This is a genomic window from Halomonas sp. BL6 (assembly GCF_006228115.1).
Classification (GTDB): domain Bacteria; phylum Pseudomonadota; class Gammaproteobacteria; order Pseudomonadales; family Halomonadaceae; genus Vreelandella; species Vreelandella piezotolerans.
Genome location: NZ_VDGL01000008.1, coordinates 1 through 12,788, shown reverse-complemented (window position 1 = coordinate 12,788; position 12,788 = coordinate 1). Strand labels below are relative to the sequence as shown.

Here is a 12,788-nt window from a genome sequence, read left to right as displayed (position 1 = left end):
TCGAACATATTGGGCAGCCTCCAACGAACAACAAGTATACAAAATCGTTTGAATGGAGCCTCTAGTTCAAACTTAAACAGAAACTCATAAGCCAGGCTTTCCCTATTCATGTCCGCATGTAGAAACCGGTGCGGCATCATTCACTTTCTTTCGTCTATGGAAGAGAGGGGGACGGTTTATGCCTGTCATTTACAAAAACAAGGAAAAAAATGAAAAAACTTACAATTGTTATCGCTACGCTGGGTATGCTTGCGCCGACTGCTTACGCTGAGATTGATTTCAGCGGCGAGGCCTACCTTGGTTATGGAAATGCCGCCGGAGGAGAGGAACCCGGCACTGAAAAAGGACTGGCCGTTCTTGATTTAATGGCTTCTGAAAGAAGCCAATTGGATAACGGGCACGAATTCTACTGGCGTGCACGACTGCGCGGACGCAGTGATCGTGAGGATATCAGCGGTGTCGATAATCGCATATTTGATGGCGAAATTTCTTATGACATGGAGGAGGCCGGAACAATCACCGTGACGAGCTTCAATGAAGAAAACGACAGGCCTTGGGCCGATGGGGAAATCATGAACCGAGGATCGGTGAGTGTTCATCCCGTAATACGTAAGACTTACCGCTCCGTTGAAGACTCCATCCCCATCAGCGTTGGTAATGGCTACGAGGTTCGTCAGCCGGATATCTTGGTTCAGTATGGAAATAGCCTGAATAACTTTTTCTTCGAGGCTAATGCCGCACCGCTTGGAACTTACGGTGGCGCTGACGCCGATGAGCGAGTGTATCGCAATGACGAATACTCAGAGATCGATGCACGTATCGGTTACAAATTTGAAAACGTCACGCTTTCGTATAGACGCAATGATTTGCAGGACAACAAGATCGAAGCGCATGCCCGCTTAGCGCAATACGGCCTTTATTTTGGCGCGCGATACGAAACCCAAAACGACGACTCAAGTATTTTCCATCGTGGCGGGTCTGTGTCATGGAGACCGAAAAACATGGGATATTTAAAATCGATTAGCTACTTTTATGGCCAGAACGATATGATCCATAACAATGTTCTTAGTGTCAACGTTGGAGGCAATCGTTGGCGAGTAGGTTTGGCTACTGACCGTCATAGCGACTGGGCAATCGAAGGAGCCTATGATGTAAACGAACGGCTACAAATCTTGGCTGGTATCGACAGTGGCCACGATTTTCGAGAAGGGTTCGATCCTGCTTACAAGCCGCCGGTCTCAGCGCCTGAGCGTGGCGACAGCTTCGAGGTAGGAGTTCGAATGAAGTTTTAAAGCTTTCTAAGAAAACGAAAGGGGCCTATTAGCATGTGAGCTGGCGGGCCCCACACATATCAATCCTATGATTCATCAGTGCCACGCAGCACCTGACTTATTGACGGCCTCATGGTCGTCCTTCTCACCGTCACGCTTTATTTCTATCCCGTTCCTTGAATCCCCGGTCGGCTGCCTGCATATCATGAGGTAACATTTTCATTCGATGCAGAGTTTCCCTATGTCGATTATCGATCCCCGTACCGGCAACCCGATGACTACCGAAGCTGCGCCGAACACGTCCGCGCAGGCAAGTAGCGAGCGCGCGACCGTGACGCGCGAAGAGGTCATCATTGAACTGAGCGCGAACAATATCCAACAGGTACTGGAAGCCTCGATGCAGGTACCGGTACTGCTAGACTGCTGGGCGCCCTGGTGCGAGCCGTGCAAAAACCTCATGCCGGTACTCGAAAAGCTGGCCATTGAGTATGGCGGCGCGTTTTTGCTGGCGACGCTGGATGTCGAGGCGAATCCAGAAATCGCAGGCCAGTTGGGTGTGCGTTCGGTACCAGACGTGAAGCTAGTGAGCCAGGGCGGCCTGGTGGATAGCTTCCAGGGTGCCCTGCCAGAGAAAGAAGTTCGTGAGTGGCTCAACCGCTACTTCCCTGCCCCCGGTGACGCCCCGCCCAGTCCCGAAGAGCAAGCAGAGGAAGCCTTGAGCGCGGGCGATGCAGCAGGCGCGCGGGAAATTTATCAAACGCTGATGGGGCAATACCCAGAGCATTACGCGTACCACATTGGTTTTGCCAAAACGCTAGTGGCGGAGGGGCGCGGCGACGAAGCGCGCAGCGTGCTGGATAACCTGCCGCCAGAGGAGCGCGATGCGGCGCCGGCCCGTGGCGTGCGCGCCAGCATCGAGTTCAGCGAACAGGCGCTCTCAGCGGAGGAGATCGCCGCGCTGGGTGATCGGACCGACAGCGAAGCGCAGTACCAGCGGGCACTGCGTCACGTGGCCGATGGTCAGTACGATGTAGGCCTCGATGCTCTGCTGGCATTGATGAAGCAGGACCGCGCCTATAACGACGACGCGGCCCGCAAAACGCTGCTGCAGGTCTTCGATGCGCTAGGGGCTGACCATCCTCTCACGGTCACTTACCGCCGCAAGCTGTTCGCCCTGCTCTATTGATCGCGCCTGACGAAGGCAACGTTACGCTTTTAGCAGCGTATCCATCCGTGATAACGCCGCTTCCAGTTGGGAAGCGGTGGTGCCGAAATTGAGCCGCACGAAGCCGGGGCAGCCAAACGCCGCCCCCTCAGAGAGCGCTACCCCTGCTTGCTGCAAGAGCGTGCGCGCCGGGGAGTCACCCAAGCCTGCCTCACACATGTCTAGCCACGCCAAATAGGTCGACGACGGCGCACTCATCGATACGCCGGGCCACGTGGCCACACGCGCCTCGAGCGTGGCACGGTGGCTACGCAACACGTCCAATAGCGCCTGACGCCAGGGCTCGCCCTCGCGATAGGCCGCCTCGGCTGCAACCAGGCCCAACACGTTGCCGTCCGGCAAAAAGCCTTTGGTAGCCTCGGCAAATCGGCGGCGTAGTGCCGGATCGGGAATGATCGCGCAGGCGCTGGTGAGCCCGGCAAGATTGAAGGTTTTCGAAGGTGCCCACAGCGTGATCGTGCGTTTGGCCAGCTCCGGAAATAGCGCCGCCAGGGGGCGGTGGCGAGCGCCTTCGTCCAGCAGCAAATCACAGTGCAGCTCGTCGGAGACCACCCATAAATCGTGGCGCTCGACCAGAGCAGCGAGCTGTTCGAGTTCCTGGAGCGTCCATACGCGCCCGGTCGGGTTATGCGGATGACACCAGAGCAGCAGCCGAGTCTGCGGGGTGATGGCCGCTTCCAGCGCCTCGATATCCAGCCGCCAAGGCTCGCCAGGGGCGCCGGGCTCCGCTAACATCGCCTGCTGCGCTAGCCGCCCGGTGCGTTCGGCCACGGCCAGAAAAGGCGGGTAGATCGGCGCGATGGTGAGCACACCCTCGCCAGGCTGCGTCAAGGCCATGGCGGCAAAGTGCAGTGCAGGCACCACGCCCGGCAGCCACTGCTGCCATTCGGGTTCGATGGACCACGCATAGTGATGAGCGCTCCATTGACACAGCGCCTCACTCAGCGTGGTGGGCACTTCGCCGTATCCGTAAACGCCGTGGGCGACCCGTCGCTGGAGCGCGTCGATCACCGCGGGCGGCGAGTGAAAGTCCATATCGGCGACCCACAGCGGCAGCACGTCCGCCGCGTAGCGGTGCCACTTCTGCGAGGCATACTGTCCTTCGGGAGCGCGCCTTTCCACGGGCGTGGCAAAATCGAACGCCATAACACATCTCACTTATTTCTACGGGAGTAGACACTGAGCATGCCGCAAGATGACTTTTATACCAAGATGCGCGCAGGCCTCTCGGCGCTGTTGCGGCAGTGGCGCTCGCTGGGTCAGGCAGACGCCGACCAGCTCGCGCTGATTCTGGCGGAGACCGCCCGGGTCGCCAAACTGGGCACTCCCGATGCCACGCCAAACGGGGCCACGCTGGAGCAGTGGAGCCAAGACACGCAGGGCGAGATGCCTCTCTGGGCACCGCGGACGGCCGTCTTTCTGCTCAATCAAATGCCTGCTAGGCCTACCCCGCAAAGCGACGAGGAAGCCTGCGCCTGGGCCTACTGTTGGCTGCGCAACCGCTCGTTCGAGTCACTCGACGCCGCCCGCAGTGCGCTGCCTAGCCACCTCGTCGAACCGCTTGCGGAGGCACTAGAAGCCGCTTGGCGCGACCAGCAGGGGCTTAGACTGGTCTAGCCTAGCGCCGCTTGCGCACGGGCGATTTGGGCTTGAAGCCAGCAGGCTTGGTGGCCAGCCACTCCACGAAAGCACGAATATCGGCATCGCCCTTCAGCGCCTCCAGGTTGGCAAAACGATCGGCTAGCTCACGCTCGCTATACAGTCGGTGGATATGCTTATGGCAAGGGTGGCAAAGCCACACGATGGCCGTGAGTCGCTCTTCGCGTGTATGACGCTTTTGATAACGCGGCTTGTTGTGCAGCGTGCGCGGAATGAGATGATGTTTGGTCAAGGCCGATGCACGCTGGCACAGTTCACAGCCATCGGGTTTGGGCGGCGGGGAGAGCGCATGGGCGCCTGAATCTGATGAATGGGTCACGGCAACGAGCCTCCCAGACAAATAATGTCACGGTGGTACATACCCACTGCGCCGATCACGCTAGCGCTATGTTCACATCGATATAATAACGAAAGGAAAACGCCGCATGGTAGACGTTCCACTCACTTGGCAACTGGCCAAGTTTGGCCTCTCCGTCAGCATGGTGCTGGGGTTGGGCACCATCGCCGTACGGGCTAGCCCTCGTATTGCTGGGCTACTATCGGGCTATCCGCTCGGTACGGCCCTGGCGCTGTTTTTTATCGGCTTGGAGATATCGCCCACCTTTGCCACTCAAAGCGCCGTGCATACCTTAGCAGGGTTTACCGCCACCATGGCGCTGGGCGCGGGTTATCTCGTCGCAGGCCGCCAGCCCGGCCTCAAAGGGGTGATGGGCGGTCTGCTAGGAGGCTTTGCGGCTTGGCTTGCGGTGAGTACGCTGCTCGCCCAATTCAGCTTCACACGCCTTACCGGCACGCTGGTCACACTGTGCGCCATTGGCGTCTTCAGCTGGCTGTTTCGCGCCATACCGGATGTGAAGAGTAGCGCTAGACGCGCCTTTTCGTGGCCCGCCTTGGCGGCACGGGCTGGGCTAGCGACGCTCATCGTGTTTGCCATTACGCGCACTGCCCACTGGCTGCCGCCCGAATGGGCCGGCACGCTGGCGGCGTTTCCGGTAACGATGCTGCCGTTTTTACTGATCCTTCACGTGGGGCACGGCCACGCGCCCGTGGCGACGGTCATCAAGCACTATCCCGCCGGCCTTGGCTCGCTGCTGAGCTACGCCCTATGCGTTTCGTATACTTACAGCTCGCTAGGGCTTTTTTGGGGAACGCTGGCGGGGTTTCTCGCCGCCACGCTATGGCTGCTTGGCTGGATGCAGTTGACGGCTTGGTATCAGCGCCGCAACACTTGACCAAGCGCTCGCTTGGGTTAATGCTGGGTCGGGCTCACTTTACACACTAATAACAAGGATCGCGTCATGTTTACTCGCACCATAGAACCCGCCTTTTACGATACCGATGCGTTGGGCCATATCAACAACACACGCCTCCCCGCATGGTTCGAGCTGGCGCGTAACGATCTCTTCAAGTTGTTCACGCCCGACCTGAATCCTAAACAGTGGCGACTGATCATGGCACGTATGGAAGTGGACTATCGCGCTGAACTGTTTTACGGCCACGACATCGAAATTCGTACCTACTTGACCCGGCTGGGCAATAGCTCGTTTACCGTCACCCAGGAAGCCCGGCAGCATGGTACGCTAACCAATCTGGGCCATACGGTGATGGTGCAGTACGATCATCAAGAGAAGCGAGCCGTTCCCATCGAGGGTGCTCTTCGCGAGGCTTTATCGGCGCATTTAGAAACGGCGCCCGCTTCCGCTTAATTTTGCCCGCCTAACATGGCGGGGCCTTCTAGGAGTCACCATGGCCATCCGCTACAATCTCTGGATAGATCCTGATAACACGGCGCAGCATCGCGCCGTGGAAGCCGACCTAGAACGCTACTTCATGGAGCGCTTCGCCGATTACCCGCATATCCGCTTGTTCGGCGCGGACCCCTACGATTATGATGCCCCGTTCAATCGACTCTACGACGTGCTGATGGCGCGCGCCGCCGAGTATTGCGAAGAGAAGTGGCGCTACGTCGCCTCTCCTGAACAGCTCAACCGCTGCTTTTTCCGCGCCGTTGGCCGCTCGACTAAATTTGTTCAAGACGACCGAAAGTGAGACTGCTACACAATGGTAATTCGTACCGACCAAGCCCCCGACGAGCGCCAGCTGGCGATCATTACTCAACAGCTCGGGCGCGCGCCTCGCGGTATCGAAGCCGTTGCAGCCACTGACGCCCAAGGCACGCCACTCGTACTGCGTATGGCGCCGATCGTGGATGGCAAACCTTTCCCCACGCTTTACTGGCTCTGCTCGGACCTGCTGAAAATCGAGATCTCGCGCATCGAAGCCGTGGGCGTGATCAAGTCTCTAGAGCAGCGCTTGCAGGAAGAGCCGGCATTTCTCGCCGCTTATCAGCAAAGCCACCGCGACTACGTCGACGCCCGCTGGCGCTCGATGAGCGAGGCTCAGCGCGAAGAGGTGGGTCGCTTGGGCTACACCGATGTACTCACCGAGCGCGGCGTGGGCGGTATCAGTAATTGGCAGCAGGTGCGCTGCCTACACACCCAGTACGCTCACCACCTATGCGGCCACAATGTCATCGGCCAGTGGATGGACGAGCACTACGACGTTCAGCGCTGCTTGGCCTAGCGCCGCGTGCGAATTGAACCGCTGTCATCAGATCTCTCTGCGATAAGGACGCCCTGACGATGTCACGTATTTGTGTTTACCTTGGTTCTCGGGAAGGTAACAGCCCGGCCTTTCGCCAAGCCGCGCACACCCTCGGCACGAGCCTTGGGCAGCGCGGGCATACATTGGTATATGGCGGCGCACGCGTTGGGCTCATGGGCGAGTTGGCCAATGCGGCGCTCGAAGCAGGAGGTCACGTGATCGGCGTGATGCCGGATCACTTGGTCGAGCGTGAACAGGCGCACTTTGGCTTAACGGAACTGATTCGCGTGCCCAATATGCACGAGCGTAAAGCCACTATGGCAGCGAATGCCGATGCCTTCATTGCTCTACCGGGCGGTATTGGTACGTTCGAGGAGCTATTCGAAATCTGGACCTGGGGCTATTTGGGGCTCCATGACAAACCAATGGGGCTGCTAGATACCGAAGGCTTTTACGCGCCCCTGCTAGCCTTTTTGGATAGCACGGTTAGCCACGGCTTTCTGGCCCAAACGACCCGTGACATGCTGCTTGATGCTTCGACGCCCGATCTTCTATTGGATGCCCTTGAAGCCCAGTTGGATTAACGTTGAGACGCGGTTAGGCTTTGAGGGTCAGCGTGCGAGTGCGCTGATAGGTAAGCTGGAGCAAACGGGCATCTTCTCCGGCACGATGGCGGTGGATGCCTCGCTCTGCCACGACGGCCTCTTTGGTATCACTCCACAACGCCTGCTGCTCTTCACTGAGCAGAATGCGTAGCGCTTCCAGGCGAAAACGGGGCAACATACCAGCATGGTGGAACAGCAATGATAGCCACGTATTATCGTAGCCCCAGCTATCGCTGTACGCCTTACCTAGCTCCCGCAGCTCGTCGTTGAGCCACTGGGCCACTTGGCGCACTGGGTAGCCCTCTTTCATCAGCCGCTCGCGAGAGATGCCATGCAGAAGCTCTGCTTTGGGGTCCCAATGCACCCACTCATCCAACGGCTGAATAAGAAACGCGCAGCAGCTACCGTCGGCGCGGGCGATGCCCACCTCGATCGGATAGCTGCCGCGCCCGAATCCGGACGCTTCAATATCTAGCACTGTAGGTAGCGTCTCGGACACTGATTTCCTCTTTTCTATATCGCCACCGGGTACGGGGCTCAGGCGGCGGCCATTTCCGCCGCAGGCTGCCGCTCGGCCATACGCTGCCAGTAGTCGGCTTGTTCATGATCCACGGCTAAGCCTAGCTCGCCCAAGCGGTAGGCACGCGCCAGGCGATCCGCTGCCAGATAGTGGCCTGCCTGCGCTGCACGGGCGTACCACGTCACCGCATAATCCTCACGGCGAGGATACTGCACACAGCCGTGCTCATGAATTTGTGCCACCTGATACTGTGACTTTACATCGCCTGCCTGGGCCGCTTCCAGTACGTAGCGCGCGCCACGCGCTTTATCCTGTGGCGACAAGCTGCGGTGGAACAACATGTGCCCATAGATCGACTGTGCATCCGGGTGCCCCGCTTCGGCACACCGCTTGAACAGTCGCATGGTGAGACGCTGCGTGCGCGGTGAACGCGGAAGTAACCAACGGGTGTGAAACAGCTGCTCGGCGAGACGAAACTCCAACCGGGTAAACAACGATGATGCCTGCGGCATGGCAAACCACCCTGCCTATCTGTTGAGACCTTCGGCTAACCATCTCACCTTCCACGATGGCTAACCATACGATAAACCGGCGCTTGGCCGGTCAATGGGCTGGCAAGCATACGCCTGCCGTCGTCCTGACTCAACCCTCTTGATTTGCTGCTTTTGTAGAGCCTCGCTAACATGCCTCCCACAGGCTGGTAACGTCGATAGGCATCGCTCATTTTCCAGCCACGTTTTTGCCTAAGCGAGGAGACAAGCATGCAAACGCGCCCACTGGGTAGAACCGGGATGGAGGTCAGCCGACTCTGTCTAGGCACGATGACCTTTGGTGAACAGAACAGCGAAGCCGAGGCTCATGAGCAGCTCGACCGCGCGGTCGCGTTCGGTATCAACTTTATCGACACGGCAGAAATGTACCCGGTTCCGCCAAAGGCAGAGACGCAAGGCCGGACGGAAGCCTATATCGGCAGTTGGCTAAACGCTCGCGGTGCTCGCGACGATGTGATCATTGCCACCAAAGCGGCAGGCCCAGGTTTAGAACACATTCGCGGCGGCCCTAAGATGAGCCGCAACCATCTCCACCAAGCTATCGACACCAGCCTTGAGCGCCTGCAAACGGACTATGTCGATCTGTACCAATTGCACTGGCCTGATCGTCACACCAACTTTTTTGGCAAACTCGGCTACACCCACGCGGAGCAGGAAGACGCCACCCCGCTGGAAGAGACGCTTTCCGCTCTGAAAGAGCTGGTCGATGCTGGGAAGATTCGCGCCATCGGTCTCTCCAATGAAACGCCCTGGGGCGTCATGCGGATGCTTCAGCTCTCTGATCAACTGGGCCTGCCCCGCGTTGCCTCCATACAAAACCCTTACAATCTGTTGAACCGCTCGTTCGAAGTAGGCTTGGCAGAAATTGCCCATCGCGAAGACGTCGGGTTACTGGCCTACTCGCCGCTGGGGTTTGGCGTGCTGTCCGGTAAGTATCTCAACGGCGCCCAGCCGCCAAAAGGCCGCTTGACGCTCTATGAGCGCTTCAAACGCTATACGTCGCCCGAAGCCGACGCCGCGACACAAGCCTACGTCGATCTGGCCAACGCGCATGGGCTCGACCCCGCGCAAATGGCGCTGGCATTCGTCAATTCGCGCAGCTTCCTGACCAGCAACATCATTGGTGCCACGACCATGGAGCAGTTGGAGAGCAACCTCGCCAGCGAGGGCCTGAAGCTCGACGACGATGTGTTGACTGCCATCGACGATATCCACCGCCGCATGCCGAACCCCTGCCCCTAACGGCTCCTATCGTGTCGATAGCCTCGGCTGCCGCCAAGGCTTGATATAATCTCACTATCCATATTGTGGCCGCGTTGTGCGGCCCCCCCTTTTGTCACGGCACAAGGAGCACGCCATGCTGAGCGTCATTTCCCCCGCCAAAACGCTGGATTTTGAAACACCTCCGACGACCCAAAACGTCACACAACCGGATTTCCTCGAACACAGCCAGCCGCTGATCGATATTCTACGCGGCTACTCCCCTCAGCAAATCAGCGACCTAATGGGCATCAGTGACAAGCTAGCAGGCCTGAACGCGGCTCGCTTTGCCGAGTGGCAGCCCCCTTTCTCGCTGGACAACGCCAAACCTGCCGTGCAGGCGTTTCAGGGAGACGTCTACGCGGGTCTGGAAGCCGAGACCTTCAGCGATGCGGACAATCAGTTTGCCCAGCAGCATTTGCGTATTTTATCGGGTCTCTATGGTTTGCTGCGTCCGCTGGACTTGATCCAGGCCTACCGCTTGGAAATGGGTACCAAACTGCCCAACGATGCGGGCAAGGATCTTTACGCTTATTGGAAGCCCCTCCTGACACCTGCGCTGAACAGTGCGATTGCCGAGAGTGGGTCGAAAGTGCTTGTGAACCTAGCCTCCAACGAATACTTCAAAGCCATCGAAGCTAAGAAGCTGGATGCCCGAGTGATCACTCCCGTCTTCAAGGATGAGAAAAACGGCACGTTCAAAATCATCAGTTTCTATGCGAAAAAAGCGCGCGGGTTGATGAGCGCTTGGATCATTCGACAGCAGATCAATGACCCCGAAGCGCTCAAAGACTTCGATGTGGCAGGCTACCGTTTCGATTCCGCCGCCTCCGAAGGCGATACGCTCGTGTTCACCCGTCGCGAAACGGATCGTTAAGATCAATAAAAGGTGACCGCTTGAGCCGACCTTGGCTTTAAAAACCGGCGATGAATCTCTTTAAAAGTGGCCGTATCACAGCGGTGGAGCCACTCATAGGCCACCATATCCGCGGACACCGCCACCGCCCCATTGGCACACGCACGCTGACGAGCAAGGCGCGCCTCATCCGACCGGCGACTGGCGGTGGCTTCACTCAGCCAAAATACTTGATACCCCGCCTCCAACAGCCCCAGCGCGCTCTGCAGTACGCAGATGTGCGCTTCGGTACCGCACACGATCACCTGCTTGCGTCCAAGCGCGGCCAGCGCCTGACTAAACGACGCCTCTTCTGTCGCACTAAAATGCCGCTTTTGCCACAGCTCGTGCGTTCCCAAGCCCTCCAACAGCGTCGGTGTAGTGCCACCCAGCCGCTCAGGATACTGCTCGGTTAGCCATACCGGCACCTGCAAAGCACCGGCAATACCGGCAAGCCAAGCAGCCTCTTTAATCGCCGCCTCGCCACCCTCGATGACGGGCAGCAAACCGGCTTGAAAATCGATCATCAATAGGACGCTTCGAGACTGATCTAAACGCACTTTTCGCTCCTTTTTATGTCTTTATAACAGCGCTTACCATCACCTAGGCGAGGTATTACACGGTAAACTGACAGCCCAACCTTTTCTATCTGCTTCGCACCGAAGCATTTGGCATTCCCTGCATCCTTATTGGAGAATCAACATGTTAAGGCAATTCTTTGTGATGCTATTGGTGAGCGTTATGGGCGTTAGCGCCGCCATCGAACACGCAGAGGCACGCCGCCTAGGCGGTGGCAGCAGTATGGGTAGCGTGTCACGCTCCGCTGATCGTCCAGCCAGCACGCCCGCACAACAACAGGCTCAAGGCACCCAGCAACAGGCAGGCGCCGCGAGTGCTGCCCGCCGCGGCGGCATGGGGGGCATGATGGGTGGTTTGCTGGCGGGCGGCTTGCTGGCGGCGCTGTTTTTCGGCGGGGCGTTCGACGAGCTACGCTTAATGGACCTGCTTGTCATGGCGGGCGTTGCCGTGCTGGCTATTGTCGCCTTCCGAGCCTTCATGCGGCAGCGTCGACCCGCATCCGTGACGCATGGCTATCAGCGTGAGCGTCAAGAGATGCCGCATGCATCGACCAGCCACTTCAAAGCAACCCCTGGGAGCTTAGCAAGCGGTTTGCAGAGTACCCCCGCCTGGTTTGATAAAGAGCGCTTCCTAGGAGGTGCGAAAGAGCACTTTATGACACTCCAACGCGCTTGGGATAATAACGATTTCAGTAAAATACAGGAGTATGTGACCCCTGAACTTTATAACCTGCTGCGTCAAGAGCGTGCCGAACAGCCTGCTAACAATCAGACCGAGGTGGTGAAACTATTTGCCGAACTTGGTGATGTTAACGAGTATGAGGGGTATGCTGAAGCGACCGTGATTTTCCACGGTATCTTGGACGAAAACGGTGAACAAACCGAGTTCAACGAAACCTGGCACCTGACTCGCAGCATGCGCGACCAAGCGCCTTGGTACTTACAGGGTATCGAGCAAAACCCAGGTGCATAATGACAACTCGCCTGACCACTTCCCAAGCCTAAAATTTTAAGCCCCAAAACCTAAAACAGCCGCTTATCAGCGGCTGTTTTTGTATCGGTGGTGTATCGCTATACTGCAAAGAGCCTTTTACTTACTCCTCTGCCGACTCTTCGATATTTTCGCCCATCTCCTCCAGGCTTTCACCCGCATCTTCCATGCTTTCATCGATGCTCTCACCTGCTTCTTCTGCAGGGCCCTGGTTATCACAGGCTGCTAAGCCGCCCACCATCATGGCCATCAGTAGGGCAACCGCTAGCTTCTTCATCAACGGGGTACTCATATCGCGTCTCCTCCTGAGATGCTGCTTGAATGATAGGTACCACACCATACTAGTTGTCGTGCGGTACACTCGCCACTACAAAGCAGTAACTCCCTGTTATTTAATTTATTAAAACAGCCGTTTCAAGGAAGCTTTGTGCATGGGCTATCGTTGATCGAGTCGTTTGCAGTGTTTCAAACGCATAGCAAAAAACCCCGAGCACAGCGTACTCAGGGCCTGAATAATGGCGCGCTTATCGAGCGCGCAACAAAAAACCCAGCCGGTTGGCTGGGTTCTTTGCGGTATAAGTGCCTGACGATGACCTACTCTCGCATGGGGAGACCCCACACTACCATCG

Annotated in this window: 17 protein-coding genes; 11 read left to right on the top strand and 6 right to left on the bottom strand. The window is 57.7% G+C overall.

Annotated elements, in window-relative coordinates:
- Positions 1–209 precede the first annotated feature (209 nt).
- Together FHJ80_RS15535 and FHJ80_RS15530 are read left to right on the top strand one after the other, a co-directional pair.
- Positions 210–1,292 carry a hypothetical protein gene (locus tag FHJ80_RS15535; RefSeq protein ID WP_139528245.1) on the top strand — a complete coding sequence of 361 codons (1,083 nt, stop codon included), beginning with the start codon at positions 210–212 and terminating at the stop codon, positions 1,290–1,292.
- 220 nt (positions 1,293–1,512) lie between these two features.
- Positions 1,513–2,457: a tetratricopeptide repeat protein gene (locus FHJ80_RS15530; protein WP_139528244.1), complete on the top strand. Its 945-nt coding sequence runs from the start codon at positions 1,513–1,515 to the stop codon at positions 2,455–2,457.
- 21 nt (positions 2,458–2,478) lie between these two features.
- Here the strand turns inward: FHJ80_RS15530 and FHJ80_RS15525 are convergent, their stop codons facing one another.
- Entirely contained in the window at positions 2,479–3,642 is a 1,164-nt protein-coding gene (locus FHJ80_RS15525; protein WP_139528243.1) for a MalY/PatB family protein, read from the bottom strand.
- Positions 3,643–3,681: 39 nt separating this feature from the next.
- Here FHJ80_RS15525 and FHJ80_RS15520 point away from each other — a divergent pair, with 39 nt between their 5' ends.
- The gene (locus tag FHJ80_RS15520) at positions 3,682–4,113 is read left to right on the top strand and encodes a hypothetical protein (protein WP_139528242.1); all 432 of its coding nucleotides are present in this window, start codon (positions 3,682–3,684) and stop codon (positions 4,111–4,113) included.
- Between the two features lies 1 nt (position 4,114).
- On the opposite strand, the gene FHJ80_RS15515 is transcribed toward FHJ80_RS15520, so the two are convergent.
- Positions 4,115–4,474, bottom strand: a complete 360-nt coding sequence (locus FHJ80_RS15515; protein ID WP_139528241.1) for a hypothetical protein — start codon at positions 4,472–4,474, stop codon at positions 4,115–4,117.
- Positions 4,475–4,580: 106 nt separating this feature from the next.
- Between FHJ80_RS15515 and FHJ80_RS15510 the strand changes: the two genes are divergently transcribed.
- The 5 genes from FHJ80_RS15510 to FHJ80_RS15490 all read left to right on the top strand — a co-directional run bounded on the left by FHJ80_RS15510 (position 4,581) and on the right by FHJ80_RS15490 (position 7,343).
- On the top strand, positions 4,581–5,387 hold the full coding sequence (locus FHJ80_RS15510) for a hypothetical protein (RefSeq protein ID WP_139528240.1): 807 nt from the start codon (positions 4,581–4,583) through the stop codon (positions 5,385–5,387).
- A 66-nt stretch (positions 5,388–5,453) separates the two neighbouring features.
- A complete protein-coding gene (locus FHJ80_RS15505) occupies positions 5,454–5,861 on the top strand; it encodes a thioesterase family protein (RefSeq protein WP_139528239.1) in 408 nt (135 codons plus the stop codon).
- Positions 5,862–5,901: 40 nt separating this feature from the next.
- Positions 5,902–6,204: a hypothetical protein gene (locus tag FHJ80_RS15500; RefSeq protein WP_139528238.1), complete on the top strand. Its 303-nt coding sequence runs from the start codon at positions 5,902–5,904 to the stop codon at positions 6,202–6,204.
- Positions 6,205–6,216: 12 nt separating this feature from the next.
- Positions 6,217–6,738, top strand: a complete 522-nt coding sequence (locus FHJ80_RS15495; protein ID WP_139528237.1) for a DUF501 domain-containing protein — start codon at positions 6,217–6,219, stop codon at positions 6,736–6,738.
- 59 nt (positions 6,739–6,797) lie between these two features.
- A complete protein-coding gene (locus FHJ80_RS15490) occupies positions 6,798–7,343 on the top strand; it encodes a TIGR00730 family Rossman fold protein (protein ID WP_139528236.1) in 546 nt (181 codons plus the stop codon).
- 13 nt (positions 7,344–7,356) lie between these two features.
- Here FHJ80_RS15490 and FHJ80_RS15485 read toward each other — a convergent pair whose 3' ends face one another.
- Both FHJ80_RS15485 and FHJ80_RS15480 read right to left on the bottom strand, forming a co-directional pair.
- On the bottom strand, positions 7,357–7,863 hold the full coding sequence (locus FHJ80_RS15485; protein WP_139528235.1) for a hypothetical protein: 507 nt from the start codon (positions 7,861–7,863) through the stop codon (positions 7,357–7,359).
- Positions 7,864–7,901: 38 nt separating this feature from the next.
- On the bottom strand, positions 7,902–8,396 hold the full coding sequence (locus FHJ80_RS15480) for a tetratricopeptide repeat protein (RefSeq protein WP_139528234.1): 495 nt from the start codon (positions 8,394–8,396) through the stop codon (positions 7,902–7,904).
- Between the two features lie 249 nt (positions 8,397–8,645).
- Here FHJ80_RS15480 and FHJ80_RS15475 point away from each other — a divergent pair, with 249 nt between their 5' ends.
- Together FHJ80_RS15475 and yaaA are read left to right on the top strand one after the other, a co-directional pair.
- Positions 8,646–9,677, top strand: coding sequence for an NADP(H)-dependent aldo-keto reductase (locus FHJ80_RS15475; RefSeq protein WP_139528233.1), 1,032 nt, complete (start codon positions 8,646–8,648; stop codon positions 9,675–9,677).
- Between the two features lie 115 nt (positions 9,678–9,792).
- A complete protein-coding gene (gene yaaA, locus FHJ80_RS15470; protein ID WP_139528232.1) occupies positions 9,793–10,572 on the top strand; it encodes a peroxide stress protein YaaA in 780 nt (259 codons plus the stop codon).
- 2 nt (positions 10,573–10,574) lie between these two features.
- On the opposite strand, the gene FHJ80_RS15465 is transcribed toward yaaA, so the two are convergent.
- Complete coding sequence (locus FHJ80_RS15465; protein WP_139528231.1) at positions 10,575–11,150, bottom strand: isochorismatase family protein; 576 nt, start codon at positions 11,148–11,150, stop codon at positions 10,575–10,577.
- 142 nt (positions 11,151–11,292) lie between these two features.
- On the opposite strand from FHJ80_RS15465, the gene FHJ80_RS15460 reads away from it, so the two are divergent.
- The gene (locus tag FHJ80_RS15460; RefSeq protein WP_139528230.1) at positions 11,293–12,141 is read left to right on the top strand and encodes a Tim44 domain-containing protein; all 849 of its coding nucleotides are present in this window, start codon (positions 11,293–11,295) and stop codon (positions 12,139–12,141) included.
- A 121-nt stretch (positions 12,142–12,262) separates the two neighbouring features.
- On the opposite strand, the gene FHJ80_RS15455 is transcribed toward FHJ80_RS15460, so the two are convergent.
- Positions 12,263–12,451, bottom strand: a complete 189-nt coding sequence (locus FHJ80_RS15455; RefSeq protein ID WP_139528229.1) for a hypothetical protein — start codon at positions 12,449–12,451, stop codon at positions 12,263–12,265.
- Positions 12,452–12,788: the final 337 nt, after the last annotated feature.